Annotated in this window: 13 protein-coding genes; 11 read left to right on the top strand and 2 right to left on the bottom strand. The window is 34.0% G+C overall.

Annotation, left to right across the window (positions count from 1 at the left end; all coding sequences use genetic code 11):
• Nucleotides 1–463 precede the first annotated feature (463 nt).
• The 8 genes from LV89_RS16965 (at nucleotide 464) to trxA (ending at nucleotide 10354) form a co-directional block, all read left to right on the top strand.
• Entirely contained in the window at nucleotides 464–1159 is a 696-nt protein-coding gene (locus tag LV89_RS16965) for an ABC transporter ATP-binding protein (RefSeq protein ID WP_109744116.1), read from the top strand.
• A gap of 25 nt (nucleotides 1160–1184) precedes the next feature.
• On the top strand, nucleotides 1185–3647 hold the full coding sequence (locus LV89_RS16970; RefSeq protein ID WP_109744117.1) for a TonB-dependent siderophore receptor: 2463 nt from the start codon (nucleotides 1185–1187) through the stop codon (nucleotides 3645–3647).
• A gap of 37 nt (nucleotides 3648–3684) precedes the next feature.
• Complete coding sequence (locus LV89_RS16975; RefSeq protein ID WP_229201544.1) at nucleotides 3685–5127, top strand: ABC transporter permease; 1443 nt, start codon at nucleotides 3685–3687, stop codon at nucleotides 5125–5127.
• Entirely contained in the window at nucleotides 5124–6476 is a 1353-nt protein-coding gene (locus tag LV89_RS16980; protein ID WP_109744163.1) for a DUF3526 domain-containing protein, read from the top strand. Before LV89_RS16975 ends, LV89_RS16980 begins: the two co-directional genes overlap by 4 nt.
• Nucleotides 6477–6858: 382 nt before the next feature.
• Entirely contained in the window at nucleotides 6859–7989 is a 1131-nt protein-coding gene (locus tag LV89_RS16990; protein ID WP_211321224.1) for a redoxin family protein, read from the top strand.
• A gap of 92 nt (nucleotides 7990–8081) precedes the next feature.
• The gene (gene trxB / locus LV89_RS16995) at nucleotides 8082–9032 is read left to right on the top strand and encodes a thioredoxin-disulfide reductase (RefSeq protein ID WP_109744120.1); all 951 of its coding nucleotides are present in this window, start codon (nucleotides 8082–8084) and stop codon (nucleotides 9030–9032) included.
• Between the two features lie 14 nt (nucleotides 9033–9046).
• A complete protein-coding gene (locus LV89_RS17000; RefSeq protein WP_109744121.1) occupies nucleotides 9047–9955 on the top strand; it encodes a sugar phosphate isomerase/epimerase family protein in 909 nt (302 codons plus the stop codon).
• Between the two features lie 75 nt (nucleotides 9956–10030).
• Nucleotides 10031–10354, top strand: a complete 324-nt coding sequence (gene trxA / locus LV89_RS17005; protein WP_109744122.1) for a thioredoxin — start codon at nucleotides 10031–10033, stop codon at nucleotides 10352–10354.
• 529 nt (nucleotides 10355–10883) lie between these two features.
• On the opposite strand, the gene LV89_RS17010 is transcribed toward trxA, so the two are convergent.
• Nucleotides 10884–11477: a recombinase family protein gene (locus tag LV89_RS17010; RefSeq protein WP_109744123.1), complete on the bottom strand. Its 594-nt coding sequence runs from the start codon at nucleotides 11475–11477 to the stop codon at nucleotides 10884–10886.
• 294 nt (nucleotides 11478–11771) lie between these two features.
• On the opposite strand from LV89_RS17010, the gene LV89_RS25835 reads away from it, so the two are divergent.
• The 3 genes from LV89_RS25835 (at nucleotide 11772) to LV89_RS17020 (ending at nucleotide 18432) form a co-directional block, all read left to right on the top strand.
• Complete coding sequence (locus LV89_RS25835; protein ID WP_262509868.1) at nucleotides 11772–11906, top strand: hypothetical protein; 135 nt, start codon at nucleotides 11772–11774, stop codon at nucleotides 11904–11906.
• Nucleotides 11907–12259: 353 nt separating this feature from the next.
• Entirely contained in the window at nucleotides 12260–14020 is a 1761-nt protein-coding gene (locus tag LV89_RS17015) for a BspA family leucine-rich repeat surface protein (protein WP_109744124.1), read from the top strand.
• A 383-nt stretch (nucleotides 14021–14403) separates the two neighbouring features.
• Nucleotides 14404–18432, top strand: a complete 4029-nt coding sequence (locus tag LV89_RS17020) for a response regulator (RefSeq protein ID WP_109744125.1) — start codon at nucleotides 14404–14406, stop codon at nucleotides 18430–18432.
• A gap of 599 nt (nucleotides 18433–19031) precedes the next feature.
• Here the strand turns inward: LV89_RS17020 and LV89_RS17025 are convergent.
• Nucleotides 19032–20579: a glycoside hydrolase gene (locus tag LV89_RS17025; RefSeq protein ID WP_109744126.1), complete on the bottom strand. Its 1548-nt coding sequence runs from the start codon at nucleotides 20577–20579 to the stop codon at nucleotides 19032–19034.
• Nucleotides 20580–20740 lie beyond the last annotated feature (161 nt).

The raw sequence follows: 20740 nt of genomic DNA on the forward strand, positions 1-20740 counted from the left end.
CTAACAGTAGTAGCATTTTTGTTACTACTGTTTTTATTTTATGCCTATTGAGAAATCAAAACGCCTCATGTTATAAATTCGGAATTATCTATAATTTATCACACAACCGCAGACAGGGCAAAAAAGCCGCTGTTTGGGTTTTGGACTCAACCCTGACAGCGGCTTTTCGCCCCGTCTGCGGTTATTTTCTTGATTGCGACAAATAATAGATAATTCCGTATAAATTTAATCTGTCATAAATAGTGCAATCTGTTAAAAATCAATAAGTTGTATTTTGTAGTCTTTTCAAAATGATAAGTCTCAATTTTTTCTTTATTCCCAAAATGAAATTTATTTATGCAATACTGTTGCATAAATAAAAATTAAATCTATATATTGCATCATTGTTGCAATTAAAAGAATCATTTTGAAATAGTATTTTTCAAAATGACTTTCAAAACCGAAAATCAACAAACATATATTTATGCTATTTGCCCAAAACCTAACAAAAAAATACGGAGAATATACTGCTTTAAATGCTCTTGATTTAACCGTTCAACAAGGCGAAATTTTTGCTTTGTTAGGACAAAATGGAGCAGGAAAAACTACTACAATCAATTTGTTTTTGGGGTTTACAGAACCAACCAATGGAACAGTAAAAATCAATGGAATATCGGTAGTTGAAAATTTGCTCGAAGCCAAAAAGCACGTAGCATACATTCCTGAAACGGTTATGCTTTATGCAAATTTGAGTGGTCTTGAAAATCTTCAATTTTTCTCATCTATTGCAGGTTTCCAATATTCAGAAAAAGAATTGCAAGATTTACTTTTAAAGGCAGGCTTACAGGAAAAGGCACAAACTCAACATTTAGGAGGGTATTCTAAAGGAATGCGACAAAAAGTAGGAATTGCCATTGCTTTGGCAAAAAATGCAAAAGCTTTGTTATTAGATGAGCCTACTTCTGGACTTGACCCAAAAGCGTCTAATGAATTTTCAGAAATATTGCGAGAGTTAGCAAAAAATGGTACAGCCATTTTAATGGCAACCCACGATATTTTTAGAGCCAGAGAAGTTGCCAATCGTATTGGTATCATGAAAGAAGGCAATTTAGTTTCTATAATTGAGCCAAAGGATGTATCTGCCAATGAATTAGAAGCACTTTACTTACAAACTGTTTAATCTCTAAACCAGCATATTTTACAAAATGAAACACATTTTTACCATCTTAATTTTATTCACTTACACACTGACAAATGCCCAAGCTATTACTGGAAAAATTGTAGATGCGGTTTCAAATTCGCATCTACAAGGTGTTTCTGTTAAATTATTAAGTACAGACAAAGGAACATTAACCGATAAAGAAGGTACGTTTTCAATTGAGGGAAAAGGAGTTCTTGAAATCTCAAATATGGGGTATAAAACGCTCAGAATGACCTCAAAAACAAGTTTTATGCTCATTGAACTAATACCCGAAATTACGGAATTACAGACTGTTGAAGTAACTGGACGTACAGCCAAAGATTATAATAGCGATTATTCTTTTTCGGCTACTAAAATTGCAATTTTAAACAAAGATATTCCGCAGGCAATTGGCACAGTGACCAAAGAATTGATTGCTGACAGACAGGCCTTTCAATTAGCAGATGCTGTAAAAATAACCAGTGGTGTTGCTCCTTCAAGTTTTTATAACCAATATAATATCAGAGGTATAAGTCAAAACGAAGAAGGGCAAATCATCAACGGAATGCGAACTCGACAATATTATTTTTTGCAACCATTAACCTCAAATATTGAACGAATAGAGGTTGTCAAAGGAGCGGCAAGTGCTACTTTTTCATCGGTTGACCCCGGAGGAAGCATCAATATGGTTACTAAAAAACCTTTGGCTTTTGATAAAAAACAAATTACAATGAGCTTGGGAAGCTTTAGTACAATTAGAGGAACGTTAGATTTTACGGGTGGATTAAACCCCGCAAAAACCTTGCTTTATAGACTCAACGGAGCGTATCAAGAAGCAGGAAGTTATAGAGATTTAGTCAAGAATAATGCCTTTTTATTATCTCCATCTATCTCATATATTCCTGATAATAAGACCGCTATCAATGCAGAGATGATTATCAGTAGTTTGATTGGCAATTTAGATAGAGGTCAGCCCATCTTTGGAGCAGTTGCGGGAGAAACAAACCTAAACAGTACGCCCATCGGTTTGAATTTATCAGCCCCAAACGACTTTTTTTACTCAAAAGAATTTATCGTTACTGGAAATTTAACGCATAAGTTTTCTAAAAGTATTTCTTTCAATACAACTTATATGAAGCAAAATTGGACGGAAGATTTACAAGAACACCGTACCACCAATGCTTTTGCAATTGATATGACAGGCAAATCTGTTACGTCGTTGGCGGGTATGCAATTTATTCAACGGAAACAAAGATGGAGTACCGACAATTTGAATGCTTATTTTAATATTGAATTAAATACTACCAAAATTAAACACAAAATATTGGTTGGATATGATTTGCAAAGTTGGCAAAAATTAAAAGGAGGCGGACAAAATGCCAGTCGTGGCTTGTTGCTAAAAGATGGTACTATTGCCAATTCTTTTAACATCAATAATGCAGGAAATTATCAAACCATAACTATTGATGGCGTGGTTTTGCCCAAACCCAATGTAAGTTATATCGACTTGAAAAATCCATCTTATACCATTAGAAATATCAATGACTATACCACCAATGTGAGAACTGCCATGCCATCGGCTTTGACAAAAACCAATGCCGTATATATACAAGAGTTACTTCAATGGAATGCCATAAATTTACTTTTGAGTCTCAGAAACGAATGGTTTGAGGATATTACGTTCTTCAATGCACCCAATGAAAAATCATTTACCAATACAAAACTCTTACCAAGAATTGGACTCACGTATGGTATCACTAAAAATATTAATCTTTACGGAACGTTTTTGCAGGGTTATCAGCCTCAATCTAATACCGTTACATTGATGCCAAGTACAGGGGCATTTTTTGGAACAGAAAAATCAGCGGCCGCTTTCAAACCTTTAGAAAGTGATTTGAAAGAAATAGGTATCAAAAGTAGCTTGTTTCAAAATCGTATTAATTTGACGGCTTCTATCTATGAGATTAATCAAAAAAACATCTTAATGAATGCAAACGACCCCACTCAGCCTGATTTGTTGGTACAACGTGGAGCAGACAGAAGTCGAGGATTTGAAATTGATTTGGCAGGATATATTTTACAGAATTGGCAAATAAATGCTTCATATAGCTTTATTGATGCCAAAATTATGACTGATTTTAATGAAAAATTAAACGGAGAAAGAAAAGAAAATGTCCCTGTGAATAGTGCTAATATTTGGAGTCGCTACAATTTTGAATCAAATTCTATTTTTCGTGATTTAGCTTTGGGAATAGGTTTACAGTATAGTGGTAGTAAAATTCCTTGGTTTTCAAGAGCTTTTGAAGTACCTGCATATACCTTAGTTGATGTGGCTTTTTATTATACCCCTGCCAAAAGTAACTTTCAGTTGGCAATCAATATGAACAATTTATTGAATGAAACTTATTGGATTGGAGCTCAAAATTACCTTAGATTATTTCCGGGTTCGCCAAGAAATACCACGCTTACATTAACTTATAAATTTTAATAAAATATACGAAGAGTTTTAGCTTAAAATTATCAATATGCGAGCAGAATTATTAATTGCCAAACTTTTAATGAAAACTATTGGCAAAAATAAAGCAATCGGAATTCTTATATTTTTTATCAATGGATTGTTGATTTTTGCTTTATTTTCAGGATTCCAAAACTTTCAAAGTCAACAAGCAATAATCACAAAATATCAATATGAATCCAGAAAAGATTGGTTAAGCAATCCAGATAAACATCCGCACAGAATGGCTCATTTTGGCAATTTCGCCTTTCGCAAAAAATCGACATTGAGTGTTTTTGATTTCGGAATGGAAAGTTTTTTAGGCAATACTATTTTTTTAGAGGCACATAAACAAAATACTGTCAACTTTTCAGAAGCAAGCTTTTCAACGGGTTTATTAAGATTTGGAGAAATAAGCATTGCCATGATTTTACAGGTACTTTTCCCTTTATTCATCTTTTTTTTAGGATTCAATTGTATTTCGTCTGAAAGAGAAAATGGTACTTTAAAAATACTTTTCAGTCAAGGACTGAGTAGGAAACAATTGATTTTAGGAAAAATCTACGGGTTAATTGGGGTAATTTTAGGGATTTTCATTCCGCTAATGTTAGTTTTTGGTGTTACGTGGGCTGCCTTAGAAAAATCAAATATTTCTCTTGATGATGCCTTTAGGCTTCTATTAATTACGATTTTCTATTTCGTTTATCTATGTATTTTTTGTGTAATTGCTGTGTTAATTTCTGCCAAAAGTAAGACTTCCAAAAGTGCTTTAACGTCATTAATTGGCATTTGGTTAATACTCACCGTTGCTCTTCCAAGAGTCAGCCAGACAGTCGGGAAAGCGATTTATACACTTCCTTCAAAAACAGAATTTTCATATAATATTGATAAAGACATATTAAAAGTTGGGGATAGTCACAACCCAAATGACCCTTATTTTAAAAAACTAAAAGACTCACTGTTAGTAACTTACAAAGTTGATTCTGTTCAGGAACTACCTTTTAATTATGCTGGTTTTCAGATGAAAATTGGAGAAGAAATAAGTGCTAATATTTACAAACAACATCAAAATGAACTTTGGTTAACTTATCAAAAGCAGAATATTTTTACTAAAATAATGGCGTTTTTCAATCCATTTATGGCAATCAAAAACCTGTCGATGGCACTTTCAAATACTGATTTTACATCCTATGTAGATTTTCAAGCACAAGCAGAAACATATCGTTTTAAAATGGCTCAGGAAATGAATAATTTACAGATAAAACTGATTAGTAACAAAGCAAAATCTTCGGCAGATAAAAAACAGATTATTGATAAAAAACATTGGGAACATTTAGAAGATTTCCATTTTCAGAAATCTGGCATTATTCAAGTTTTAAAAAACGAAGCTATTTCTATTCTGGCGTTTTTATGTTGGATTTTGCTACTTCAATATTTTATCAAGGTATCGTCAATAAAACTCCGCATAATATGATTGCATTAATTTTAAAAAACTTCTTCCGTTCAAGTAGTGTTAAAAACAGCGTATTACTCCTGCTTTTTGTGGGTTTCATAAGTATTTTTGTTGGGCAACAATTTTTGGATAAACAAGCAAAAGGAGTTCAAGACGTCAGAATTTTTCAACGAGAATATATCAATAGAAACGTTAAAAATCATCAAGACGATTTAGGTCTTTTATTATATTATTTAAAATTTTCATTGATTAATTCTACATTGCCAATTAGTGCTTTATCTATCGGACAACGGGATGTAAATTCCTCCATCCAAAGTATTACCATTAGAGGTTTAGAAGCACAAAAATATGATGCAGATTTAAACAATCCGACCAATTTACTGCTCGGCAATATAGACTTTAGTTTTGTTTTAATTTGTTTATTTCCACTCTTAATCATCGCATTTACCTACAATATCGTTTCTGAAGAAAAGGAAAGTGGTACTTGGAAAATCTTAGTAATTCAGTGCAAAAACTACTTTTTTTATATTCTTCAGCTTTTTTTTGTTCGTTTCTTAACGGTTCTTTTTGTTTTATTAGTCATTTTTTTAATGGCAAAATTTGTTTTAGCTATTCCTATAAACTCAGTTTTGGCTTCTTTTCTGACTGTTTCTATTTTTTATATATGTTTTTGGTTTGTGGTCTGTTTTTGGGTTGTTTCTTTAGATAAAAGTTCCAATTTCAATGCTTTATTTTTGCTATCCATTTGGTTGATATTGGTTATTATTTTGCCTGCAAGCATCAATAATTATCTTGTACATAAATATCCAACTCCCGAAGCTTTGGCAACGACACTCAAACAAAGAAAAAGTTATCACGAAAAATGGGATAAGGATAAACGTGTCTCGATAGAAAGATTTTTTGTTCATTATCCTCAATACAAAAAAATCATAATCCCCGAGGGCGATTTTAATTGGATTTGGTATTACGCCATGCAACAAATGGGTGATGATGAGTCGGTAAAAGAGGCAACCGAGCTGATGAAAAAATTAGAACTTCGTAATAGTGTTAGTACCAATATTGCCATGTTTATTCCGTCAGTTCATTTACAAATTCAATTGAATGAATTGGCACAAACAGGTTTGAGCAATCAGCTAAACTTTTTAAATGAAACTACTAAATTTCACGAAAAACTAAGGCTTTATTTTTATCCTAAAATATTCAAAAATGCAAGCGTAAATTCAGAAAAATGGCAAAAAATTAAAGTCAGTACCTTTACAAATAAGCCAGCCATTAATTCTACAAAGACTTTTTTACCACTTGTTATATTTATCCTTCTATTTGGAATATCAGGATGGTATAATTTCAAGAAAGAACGATTGTATTCGTAAATTTCAGTAATAGACTTCCTGCGAAAACGATTTGCGTAAAGCTGAATCGTTTTTTGCTATTATTCAAACATGGTATTTGAGAAAATCATTTTGAATCAGTATCAAATTCAGTTATATTTTATCAAAGACTCAATCTTTGGGGCAGTCTTTTTTCCAAGAGATTATCAATATCTTACCTTTATTCTCCAATCTTCACGATTTCCACTAAATACCCCCGCTTTTTGTTACATCTGTCATGGTATTGCTCATGATTTTATAGCCAATTTTGACCTCAAGAAATATGGTTTAAGGTATAATTAATTGTGTATTTCAAATGAATGCAATTAAGAATATTTAAACTCAAACATTTTAATCTTTTTCAAAATTTAACTGTAAAGTCATCATGAATTTTTCAAAACTCAATGTGTGTATCAGGAAGTCGTTGTTGCTTCTTATTTTCCTCTTTATAGGAAATAGTATTTTTGCCACCGATGTAAAAACGCTTGAAATTGGTGCATCTGCTCCTGATTTTAGTTTGCGAGGTACAGATGGTAAAACGTATAATCTCAACAGTTTTGCAAGTGCCAATGTTTTAGCAATCGTTTTTACGTGTAATCATTGCCCAACGGCTCAGGCGTATGAAGATAGAATTATTGCTTTAGCCAATGATTACAAAGCCAAAGGTGTTACCTTAATCGCAGTGTCACCGAATGACCCAAAAGCAATTGCTCTTGATGAATTGGGGTATAGCGATATGAGCGACTCTTTTGAAGAAATGAAAATTCGTGTGAAAGAAAAGGGTTATACATTTCCCTATTTGTACGATGGCGAAACGCAAAAAATGTCCAGAGCTTATGGCCCTATTGCAACGCCACATTTATTTATTTTCGACAAAAATCGTAAACTTCAATACGTAGGTCGTTTGGACGGTTCAGAAAAAATTGGCAGTGCCAATGCAGAAGATGCTCGTAATGCCTTTGATGCACTATTGGCAGGAAATCCAGTTGCTACGCCTGTTACCAAAACTTTTGGTTGCTCTACTAAATGGTCAGAAAAAAGCGAATGGGCTGTAAAAGCTCCTTTGGAATGGGCAAAAGAACCCGTTGATATGGATTTAATAGATGATAAAGGAATTGCCGAATTATTGGCGAACAAAACAGATAAAGTTCGTTTAATTAATGTTTGGGCAACTTGGTGTGGGCCATGTGTAACAGAGTTGCCTGATTTTGTGAACATTAACAGAATGTACAGACGACGAGACTTTGAGTTTATCACCATTAGTGCCGATAAACCAGATAAGAAAAATAAGGCTCAGGAGTTGCTTAAAAAAATGCAAGCATCAGGCAAAAATTTCATTTATAATTCAGAAAACAAATACAAACTCATTGAAGCCATTGACCCTAAATGGCAAGGTGCTTTGCCCTATACTTTATTGATTGCTCCTAATGGCAAAATTCTTTACAGAACTCAGGGGTCTATTGTTCCACAAGAAATGAAACGCATGATTGTAGAACAAGTAGGACGAGTTTATTAGTGCTACTATGGCATTGTGTAGTGGAAAGATTACACAATGCTCATTTCAATTTTTTCAATGGGCAAACCTGCTCATCCCTCTTTTTTATTGATATGGAACACGTTAAAACCTTAATTATTGGGGCAGGGCCTGCGGGCTATACTGCTGCTATTTATGCTGCCCGAGCAAATTTAAAACCTGTGATGTATGTTGGAAATCAACCCGGAGGACAACTAACTATTACGAATGAAGTTGAAAATTATCCCGGATTTCCAGAAGGAATTGGCGGAACTGAAATGATGGAAATGTTTGCCAACCAAGCCAAACGTTTTGAAACTGATGTTAGATATGGCATTGTGACAGAGGTTAATTTTTCGAGCAAACCACACATTATAACTGTCGATGATGATAAAAAAATAACGGCTGATTCGGTCATTATCGCTACGGGTGCATCTGCCAAATGGTTGGGGCTACCTTCTGAGTCGAGACTCAATGGAAATGGTGTTTCTGCTTGTGCAGTTTGTGATGGTTTTTTCTACCGAAAACAAACAGTAGCGATTGTAGGTGCAGGAGATACTGCTTGCGAAGAAGCCTTATATCTCGCTAAAATTTGCTTACAAGTACACATGATTGTGAGAAAAAGTACGATGAGGGCTTCTAAAATAATGGAAGAACGAGTACGAAACACGCCCAACATTTTCATCCATTGGAATACAGAAACAGAAGAGATTTTAGGTGAAAATGTTGTAGAAAGTGTTCGCTTGAAAAACCAAATTACAGGAGAAATAACCAATGTTGAAATACAAGGTTTCTTTGTAGCAATTGGGCATCAACCCAATTCAGCCGTTTTTAAACACTACCTCGATATGGACACTCAAGGCTATCTAATTACGTATCCTGATTCTACCAAAACCAATGTTGAGGGAGTATTTGCTTGCGGTGATGTCCAAGATAAAAATTACCGTCAGGCTGTAACAGCAGCAGGTTCGGGATGTATGGCAGCCTTAGAAGCTGAACGTTATTTAATGTTGTCGGAGAATGTTGTGGAATTATCATATTCATAGTTTAAATCAAAAAAATGAACAGAAGAAATTTTTTCAAAAATACGGGTACTTTAGCTCTGGGAGCTTTGGCAATGCCCGAAATCATTAAAGCAAATGGTACTAATTTATTGTCTGCCAAAGAAATTAAAACCGTAGGTATTCAATTATATTCTATCAAAGACCTTTTAGAAAAAGACTTGCACGGCACTTTAGACAAAATTGCCCAAATGGGTTACAAAGAAGTTGAATCTTTTTCAAATAGTAAAGGGCATTATTTTGGCATGATGCCCAATGAGTTTTCGGGAATGTTGAAAGACAAAGGTTTAAATCTTCTTGGAAGTCATTTTATTTCGGGAACAACAGAACAAAAAGCCGAGTCTTGGCGACAAGCTACTTTGGTTTCAAGATTTGATGAATTGGTTGAAAAAGCAGCAACAACAGGACAAAAACACCTGACTTGTGCCTATTTATTCCCAAGTTTGAGAACCACTCCTGACGACTTGAAAAAAACGGCGGAGTTGTTTAACCAAGCAGGTGAAATCTGTCATAAAGCAGGCTTACAGTTTTCATTTCATAACCATGCTTATGAATTTGAAAAAGTGGGAGATTCCTTAATTTTTGATTACCTACTTGATAATACAGACCCCAAATTGGTACAATGGGAAATGGATGTTTATTGGGTAGTGGCGGCAAAAGCAGACCCAATTGCCTATTTCAAAAAATACCCAAATCGTTTTACATTAGGGCATATTAAGGATATGTCGAAGGTAGATGCCAAGAAAAATGTCGTCATTGGTGATGGCTCAATAGATTATGTTTCACTACTGAAAGAAGCTAAAAAAGCAGGAATGAAGCACTTTATTGTTGAGCAAGATAATTTTAGTGGTGATGTTATGGAGAGCATGGAAAGCAATTGCAAACGATTAGCCGCTTACAACGTTTAACACAATTAAAGTATTGGTAATTAGAGCGTTATTCTTTGATGACCAAAATATTGTACAATTTATTTCAATACCAAAATGGGAAAATATATAGTAGCAACAGATGACAATTTTTCAGAATTAATTAATTCTGGAAAACCTGTCTTAGTAGATTTTTGGGCAGAGTGGTGTGGCCCCTGCAAAATGCTTGGACCAATTGTAGAAGAATTGGCAGACGAATTGGAAGGGCAAGCCATTGTAGCTAAAATGGATGTAGATGCCAATACAAATGTACCTGCAAGCTTAGGAGTCCGTTCTATTCCAACTATTCTAATTTTTCAAAATGGCGTAGTAAAAGAAAAATTGGTGGGCGGAAATATCCCCAAAAGTCAATTAGCCCAAACACTCTTGAAATACGTTTGATAAATTCTACTGAGTACAAAAAATGGAACGGCTTTAATTTTCTTGAAGCGTTCCATTTAGCTGACCTTATGCCAATTTTAAAGATTTGATGCGTACTTTACGGAAGTTGTCGTTTTGAAGACTACGGTTTATACACAAATTTATAGAATAAAAAAGCCGTAGGCTTGACCCATTTTGTAACGGTGGGTTTTAACCCACCGAAAAAGGAAATGACCATTTTTTGAGTTCCGTAGGAACGAGGCATTTAAAATGGGTCGAGCCTATGGCTCTAAAATGGCATTTCGCATCATTTTCGGTGGGTTAAAACCCACCACTACAAAATTTAACCGAGCCTATGGCTCTAAATCGATATTCAAATACTTGTGTATAAACCGTAGCTTTCAAAACGATACTCATATACGCAATACCTTTCTCAAGGTAAATCCATAAAATCAGTTCAATCTGTGGGCTAAATTTGTCTGCGACAAATAGTTTATTAGACTTCCTGCGAAAGTGTTTTAAGTCCTAAAACACTTTCGCAGGAAGTCTATTATTCCGTTTTATTATAGTTACTAATTTTCACGTCTCTATGTCGCAAATATTTGTAAAGCGTCATTTTTGACACTCCAATTTCTTTTGCAATCTGATTTACTCCCATTTTCCCCTCCTTATAATAGGTTTCTGCAAGGATAGATTTTTGTTCAGCTTCCTTAGTCATTCCTTGTCGGCGTCCACCTTTTCTACCTCTTGCTCTTGCTGCCTCTAAACCAGATTTTGTTCTTTCTCTAATTAAATCTCTTTCAAATTCTGCAAACGAAGCCGAGATATTAAAAAATAAACGTCCTTGAGGTGTATTGGTATCAATGGCATCATTGATACTTTTCAAGCCTACATTTTTCATTTCCAACTCAGCCACAATTTCGAGTAAATGTTTTAGAGAACGTCCCAGACGGTCAAGTTTATAAACAACCACAACATCGTCTTTTCTTAGGTGCGACATCAATTTGTGCAATTCAGGTCTATCAGCTTTTGCTCCCGAAGCAGTCTCTTTAAAAATTAGCATACAGCCTTCTTTTTTAAGGGCATCAATTTGCAAATCCAGCACTTGGTCTTTTGTACTAACTCTTGCGTAACCAATTTTCATAATTGTATGTATTTTATCAATTTCAAAAAAATGAAATATACTTTGTATATTATACAACAAAAATATACAAATATTTGAAAATTATTATAAAACAGGGCAATTGCATCAAAACGTTTTAAACAACTTCATTAAAAAAAATCATCGTGTCTAAAGATATTTTATAATATTCGATAAAATTAAGTTTAATATAATTTGATTAAAATAACAGGAATATAAAATTCATAAACGTGATTTATGTACGATTCTAAGTTTTAGCTTTTGTTCGAGTTAGATTTTATAAAAGCTCTCATTTTTATGGAACGCTTTAATTGGGAAAATGAAGATATTGACATAGGTTTAATAGTGAATCCAAAATCAGAATCTAAGAACGAAGGCTTCAGTCAAGAAGTTTATTTATCAGCTATTAAGAAATATCAAAGCCCTTTTTAAAGCCCTGAAAAGGGCTTTTTTTGTGTTTATGCTGAATTTGAGTTAAAGATAGCCGAATTTGAGTTATTCATTAATCGTTCCTTATGCTGAAATTTGCCATCAAGTTATAAAGACTTAAAAGCTCTGAAGATATTCAAGATTTTAGTTTATATAGTTCACTAACACCCTATATTACCTTAGTCTCCTTTATGGAGATTAAGGTACTGAGTTCTAATATTCAATACATAAAATATATTGTTAACAACTTTCTTTCGTGGTAGGAAGATAAAAAGATGGGGAGAATTAGCGTATTAAATTCTCTCCTCTTTTTTTATTGCTACTACATTTTCAACCCAATTTAATTTCCTACCAAAATGAAAAAAAACATTTACCTTTTTGTGGCTTTGTTGATAAATCAAAATATATGGGCTATCCCTTTCATTACCACTTGGAAAACTAACAATACTGGTACTTCTAATACTACTTCTATTACAATTCCTACTATTGGTACAGGGTACAACTATGATGTGGACTGGAACAATGACGGAACATTTGAACAAACAGGGCTAACGGGCAATGTGACCCATGACTACGGAACAGCAGGTACTTATACGGTTGCTATCAGAGGAGATTTCCCCAGAATTTATTTTAATTATGGAGGCGACAGAGCAAAACTATTATCCATAGACCAATGGGGTGATATTGTGTGGACAAGCATGGCAAATGCTTTTTATGGGTGTAGCAATATGGTACTCAATGCCACTGATGCCCCAAATACGGCTTCAGTAACCGATATGAGTTATATGTTTAGTGATTGTAGTGTCTATAATCAAGCATTGCCAGCTAATTTTAATACGGATAATGTCACTAATATGAATAATATGTTTGCCTTTTGTACAATCTATAATCAAGCCTTGCCAGCTAATTTTAATACAAATAAGGTAACCAATATGAGTTATATGTTTGCTGGTTGTCGTGCTTATAATCAAGTATTGCCTACAAATTTCAATACATCCACAGTAACCAACATGGGTTATATGTTTTCGGGTTGTCGTGCTTATAACCAAGCCTTACCAGCTAATTTTAATACTATGGCGGTAATCAATATGGGTTCTATGTTTGCAGATTGTCGTGCTTATAATCAAGCATTTCCCACAAATTTCAATACGTCTGGAGTGACTAACATGAGTTATATGTTTCATAATTGTTATGTCTATAACCAAATCTTGCCTGCTAATTTTAATACTGCCAATGTAACGAATATGAGTTATATGTTTAATGGTTGTCGTGTCTATAATCAAGCCTTGCCCGCTAATTTCAATACGGCTGCCGTAACCAATATAAGTTATATGTTTGCGGGTTGTACAGCCTACAACCAAGCCTTGCCTACTAATTTGAATACTGCCGCCGTAACCAATATGAGTAATATGTTTTCGAGTTGTAATGCCTATAACCAAGCTTTTCCTGCAAACTTAAACACGGCTAATGTTACCAATATGAGTTCTGTGTTTTCGGGTTGTAATACCTATAACCAAGCTTTACCTGCTAATTTTAATACAACTAAAGTAACCGATATGAGTTATATGTTTGCCTTTTGTGGTGCTTACAATCAAACCTTGCCCGCAAATTTTAATACGGCTGCTGTAACCAATATGAGTTATATGTTTGCAGGGAGTCCTGCCTTCAATCAAAATGTTGGTGCTTTTAATATCGCTAATGTAACGAATATGACCAATATTTTCTATAACACGGGTATATCTACGACCAATTATGACAATATTCTGATAGCGTGGAATGCCGCAGGATATACCAACAAAAACCTTGAGAGTGTTTCACCTCTTACCTATTGTGCAGGGCAAGCCGCCCGTACTAATATGACTACTAACAAAGGCTGGACTATCACAGGTGATACCTATACCAATGTTTGTCCTGTCAAAAGTATTGTTTCGGGCAATTGGGCGGTTAGCTCTACATGGAATGTTGGGCGTGTACCCCAAGCAGGCGATAATGTAATAATTGATAATAATCACATCGTTACACTTGATGGCATAAGGACTATAAAAAACTTGGAATGTCGTGGTACAGGACAACTTAAATTTAATTCGTCGAACAGTAAATTAGAAGTAGGTTTGTAAATAGAATTACAAAGCCATCTGGTCACCAGATAAACAAATGACCTAAAAATAAGCATTTTTTTAGTTCATTTACTTTAATATTTTCAAGAAAAATGAGATGTATTTTAGCTTTTATTTAAGCTAAATACAGTGTTTAATAATTTTCTTCAACTTCCCGAAAGTAGAAAAAACTTTCGGGAAGTGAACCTCTCGACTACTTCCCGAAAGTTCTTTTACCCGCAATGGATATTGTTTCCGGAAGTTCTACAAGATTTTGGAATAAAAATTATCCAGATAACTTATTAAACAGTGTACTAAAGTATATCTCATTTTTTTTGAAAATTATTTTATATTAGGATTTATCGCTAATTATGTAGCTTTATCCATCCTAACTTCTATCATTAATGTTGTTTCGTCAAGTCTTAGTACTCCAATTTTTACTATTCAACTGTTTTTCACAGAATACGATAAAACAAGAAACCGTATGGCAAAGTATTGGAATTAAAGACGGTCTCTCGCAAGGAATGATTTATGATATGATACAAGACAGGGAGGGCTTTTTGTGGGTTGCTACAAAAGATGGACTAAATCGTTATGACGGCTATAATTTTAAAGTTTTTACTTATGACCCTTACAACGAAAATAGTATTTCGGGCAATATATGTACGACTTTGCTGGAAGATAAACAAGGAAGAATTTGGATTGGTACAGAAAAGGACGGATTAAATCTTTTTGATAAAAAAACACAACGCTTTTATCATGCCAACATAATTGATGCCACTCTCAAAAATGCAGGTAATTACAATATCATTCGGTTAAAATTAGACTCATTTGGTGCTGTTTGGATTTTTACAGATGACCCCAACAAAGTTTTTAGAGTTGATAATTTTGTAGGTTTTCCCAACGATAAAGATTTTACACAACAAATTAAAAAGGTAAAACCTCTTGATTTTAAAGGGAATATCTCTTTTAAATTAGATAAACAATCATTAAAATATCCTTTCTCAAAAGTAATTTTAGAGGAAACACAGCCCGATATATTTAATGGCTTGTTTAGTAAAAATGCCGATTTTTCTATTTATATCAAAGATAGTCAGCAATGGATTTGGACACTTGGTAGAACCAAAATTTATGGAAGAAAAGGACTGGCTCAAAAAGAAATTTCCTTTGAAGAAAGTGGAGAAAATTCCATTTTAAATCAATTTGATGATGGTACTTTGGTAATAGCCAATCAAGAATATATGTGGTTGTTTAGTCCTCAAGAGTTACTAAAAACCAATAAAATAAATCCTCAAAATGCGTATGCCAAAATCCCCCCAAACTGTATTTTATTTACAAAAGATAAAAATGGGAATATCTGGATAGGAACTCGTGGGTATGGATTGTTAAAATATAATCCTCAAGACAGGCAATTCAAATCTTATTTGCCCACCTACTCACCTTCTTTTTTGTTCCGAGATATGGAAGGACGTACTTATTTTCATGCCAATTACTTACCCACTTATCATTTTTATCAGTACAATACCAACGATAATACTTTTAGCATTATGTTGCCAAAAATGAGTGGAAAAGCATTGGGGCATGAAGGGCTTTTACAAGATGAAAAACATCAATTTTGGATGTTATGCCATAAAAGATTTGAGAAAAAACAGGTATTGATGAAATTTACCAAAGACTGGAAACTGCTCAAAGAATATATTTTACCTTCTTTAAATGTTTTTAGTGATTTTGGTGCAAAAATGAATTTGGATAAACAGGGCAATATTTGGATAGGACTAACGAATGGCAGTTTGTATGTGCTTAACCCGCAAACTGAGCGATTTAAAATGTACAATTATCATGCTTTATTACCTCAAAATGGTGCTTTTGTACAAACGTATGCCCTTTTTCAAGACCAAAACATTATATGGATAGGTACTCAAAATGGGTTAATTAAAGGCAAAAATTTAAGTACCCAACCTGTTTTTTCGATTTATAAAAATAGTAAAACAAACCGCCAAAGCTTGAGTAATGACTTTGTTACGGGTATCATTAACGACCCTTCATTGCCGCATAAATACTTATGGGTAAGTACCAAAGGAGGCGGTATAGAACGATTAGATAAAGAAACAGGCATTTTTGAACACTTCACAGAAGCTCAAGGCTTGCCCAATAGGGTTGTTTATGGCGTATTGGAGGGCGATGATAAAAACCTGTGGATGAGTACCAACAGGGGAATTGCACGGCTGAACACAAAGACATTGAATTTTACCAATTTCAATAAATCTGACGGCATACAAGATGATGAATTTAATACCAATTCGTATTTTAAAGCTCCTTCTGGAGAATTGTTTTTTGGGGGTATAAATGGCTTTACAGTTTTTAAAGCATCTAAAATTGGACAAACTCAAACTCAACCCGAAATTAAAATAATTGGCTTGAAAGTGAATAACAAAACGGTGGAGTTGAATGACAAAACAGGCATACTCAATGAAACCATTGAAACGCTATCAAAGTTAGATTTGAACTACGACCAAAACCTATTAACTCTTGAGTTTGGACTCATGAATTTTACCAATCCAATCAAAAACCGTTTTCGTTATCAGTTGGAAGGCATTGATAATGAATGGGTTGAAACAGGTACTCACAATCATTTTGCTAATTACGCTCAGTTGCCAAGTGGGCATTATACTTTTAAAGTGATGGGAACCACAGACGGAGAGGTTTGGAGTAAAATTCTTGAATTGCCGATACTTATAAATCCACCTTTTTACCGTTCTTGGTGGGCATACTTTCTTTATATCGCTTGCGTTTGCTTTGTATTATACCGTTGGTCTAAGCACCAAGCCAATCAAGTTCGTCTGCAACAAGAAATCTTTTTTAAAGACCGAGAAACGGTGCGTTTAGCAGAACTTGACCAGCTCAAAACCAATTTTTTTGCCAATATTTCGCACGAATTCCGTACCCCGCTAACCTTAATTTTAGCTCCCGCCCAAGACCTCATTAACGAAAATCCCAATCGTGGCGTGTATCAAATCATTCACCGAAATGCCAATCGTTTGCTCGAATTAATCAATCAGCTTTTAGACATCAGTAAATTGGAAGGTGGACAAATGAAAGTAACCTTAGAACAAACCGATTTATTCAAATTTTTCAGAACGTTCGTTAGTTCATTTTCATCATTGGCAGAAAGTAAAGGCATTTTATTTGAATTTAGCCAAAATAATACCCAAGCCCAAGGTTTGATTGATAAAGATAAAATTGAAAAAGTTATGACCAATTTACTTTTCAATGCCTTTAAATTTACAGAATCAGGCAAGAAAGTAATTGTCAAAATTGATTATCAGCTTGAAAATCAAAAGATTATATTAATCATAAAGGATGAAGGTATTGGTATATCAGAAGCAAAATTGACTCGTATTTTTGACCGTTTCTACCAAGCCGACGACAGCCCTCATCGTAAATATGAAGGCACGGGTATTGGTTTGGCTTTGGTGAAAGAATTGGTTAAAATAATGCAAGGAACTATTGATGTAGAAAGTTTTGAAAATGTAGGTACAAGCTTTCGAGTTTCTTTGCCCATTGAAGAATTAACTTTGGGTAGCCTTCCATATTTAGATTTATCAAGAAAAGAGAATGAAACCGCTGATAAAGATGCGGTTTTGGAAGCAATAACGCCCATTTTCTCCAATGCCCCCAATACAAATCTCGAAAATATTTTACTTATCGTAGATGATAACGAAGATATTAGAACGTATATCCGCTCTGTTTTTGAAAATGACTACAAAATTATTGAAGCATTCAATGGAAAAGACGGACTGTTAAAAGCCATAGAAAACACTCCAGATTTAGTTATCAGTGATTTAATGATGCCCGAAATGGATGGTTTTGAACTTTGTACAAACCTTAAAACAGATGAAAGAACCTCTCATATTCCTGTTATTTTATTGACCGCCAAAGCCAATATTGAAAGCCGAATAGAAGGCTTAACACTTGGGGCAGATGATTATTTACTCAAACCTTTTAACTCCACAGAAATACAAGTTAGAGTGAAAAATCTGATTGAAAAACAAGAAAAACTTAGGCAATATTTCACAGGAAAAACCAATGAATTACAACCAGATGAATTGAAAATAAATTCAAAAGAAGCCATTTTCTTAAACAAAGCAATACAAATTGTGGAAGACCATTTGTCTGAAAATAGTTTTAATGTAGAGCAATTCAGTCAAGAAATGAACATGAGTACCTCACAATTATTAAGAAAAATGAAAGCATTAACCAATATGACAGCCAATGAATTTATCAGAGATTTCAGATTGAAAAGAGCTGAAGAATTAATCAAAAATAATACAGGAACTATCTCTGAAATTGCTTTTACGGTTGGGTTTGAAAACCTTTCGTATTTCTCAAAAGTATTTCAAGGCAAATTTGGAAAACTACCCAGCGAGTATTGATTTTATTGAGAATTCCCTATTTAAAGCCCCTCAATGGGGCTTTTTTTTTGTTTATGCCGAATTTGAGTTAGTTATTATAAGTGCTTTATGTTGAAATTTGCCATTAGTTTATTTCGCTTTTGAAACTGGTATAATACTAATTTAAAAAAGTTATTGCGTATCTGAGTCTCAACGGAAGTCGTCGTTCAAAACGACGACTTCCGTAAGGTACGCATCAAGTCTTTAAAACTGGTATAATCTCTATCTTACAAATACTGTTCTTAATAGTTGAATCAAACGTGGGTTTGATTCAACTGGAAATTTGGATTTTTCTATCGAGATAAAATAAAGTACATTTCGGTATTTTATAAATAGCTGATAGTCAGATTGATGAAAATGGAAAGGTCGAACATTCTTTAAAAGTTACTATACTTCCGTTTTATTGATTAGACTTCCTGCGAAAGTGTTTTATGATTGAAAAATGGTATATTTTCGAGTGAAAATAGCGGGAATTTTGAAAGCATAGCAGAGAAATGGGGGGATGCCCAATCTTGAAAATTTTTCGCTATTTGTAGCCGAAAAGATGTTGTTTTACGACTTAAAACACTTTCGCAGGAAGTCTATTCTATCAAAATTGACGTGACTGAATTGGGAGAAACCGTAATTTTATTTGATTTTTTAATCTTTTTAGAAGCACTTAAATCTTCAATTTCAGATGTAGTGTAAGTTCTAAATGATTTTATTTTTTGTTTTTTTAAGGAAAGATTCAATTCTATCGGAAAGCTTTCAGAATTGATAATAACGGCTACAATTTTCTTGTCAATATTTTTATAAGCTGATACCAAACACTTTACGTCTTCTTTTGATTGAATACTTGCAGATATTCGCTTGGCGTCAGGACGAATAAACCGTGAATAATTACCAAAAGCCCAAAGCATTTTGCTTGTATAAAAATTGCCATCTGTGGTTGAATTATCAATGTAAATCAAACCGTCTTTATAATCATAATGTGAAAGAGCTGTCCACCAATGCCAAGCACTGGCGTTTGCATACACTAAGTCATGATGAATCACTTTGGCGATATAAAGTGCAGGGTTAATGCCCAAATCTTTTTTGTTTCCTTGTATTTCGCCCTCATTATCTCCTAAAATGCAATATTCTGACATCCAATATTTTAGATTTGGAACGGACTGAACGCTTTTTTGCAATGCCTTTCTTTTCAAAATAGCAGTATCAGAAGTTGAGGTCGTGAAATAACTATGCCCGCTGATTGCTTTGGTTACATTGGGAAGGTTGCCAATATAAAAGGGCGAGTTAGTTTGAAAAAAAGCAGCTATTTGATTTCCACAAGCAGGATTATTATGATTTTTGTACAAATAATCAATTTGTCCCGCTTCACAAATATTTATTTGGGTGGGTAAATGTGCCTTTGCTAAAGCCGCACTTAAACTTTTAGTGATTCCCGTAATATGTTTATTAGTAAAAGGCGTACCTTCTTGACCGCCGTCGCTCCATTTCCATTGTGGTTCATTGACGGGACTCACGTAATCGAACAAAATGCCTGTTTTTGCTTTAATTCCAGTGATAACTTGGGTAAGAAATTTAGAAAAATTATCGAATTGCGTGGAATCAAGATTTGGTTTTCCGTCGGTAGCAAATGCTTTTTTATTTACGGTAAAATGTACAGGCGGGGAATTGGTAAAGCCCAAAAACTTAGCAACCTTTCTTTCTTTTGCCGCATTCAAAAACCAAATTTGCCCTTTCTGACGATTCCAATCATAATTTCCATTACTGTCTAAAAAACATTCTGCCCTTCTCCAAATATCTTTAATTCCCGATAAATCGCCTTGTTCCGTACTTCCTGCTCCAATGTTAAATCGCCAAATGGATAAGCCAATTCCTTTGGGTTGCCCATTTGTTAAGGTATCTTGACTAAATAATAAATCAGCAATTTTGTTTTTTTGCAGTTCAGTCCAATTACCAACAAATTGGCAAGCCCAAGAATCAGATGCTCCAAAATGTTCAATTTTTTGAAATTGAATTTGTGGGTCAATGGATATTTGTATTTGCTTATTTTGCCCAAAACTTTCATTAATGGTTATGAAAAATAGCAAGGGAAAAGTAAAACGAAGTGCTTTCTGGCAAGAAAATTTAGCGATGTCAATCATTGATAAAAATTATAAAGGTTTATATAAATGGCTACCTCAAATAGTAACAATAAACAGATAGATGATTATGAAGTAGCTGAACTAATCAGTTATCCTATCAATATTAAATATAATAAGTGTTAGGAATAAATTATTTGACATTATGTTTGGCGTATAGCATA

It is taken from the genome of Arcicella aurantiaca, assembly GCF_003148625.1.
Classification (GTDB): Bacteria; Bacteroidota; Bacteroidia; order Cytophagales; family Spirosomataceae; genus Arcicella; species Arcicella aurantiaca.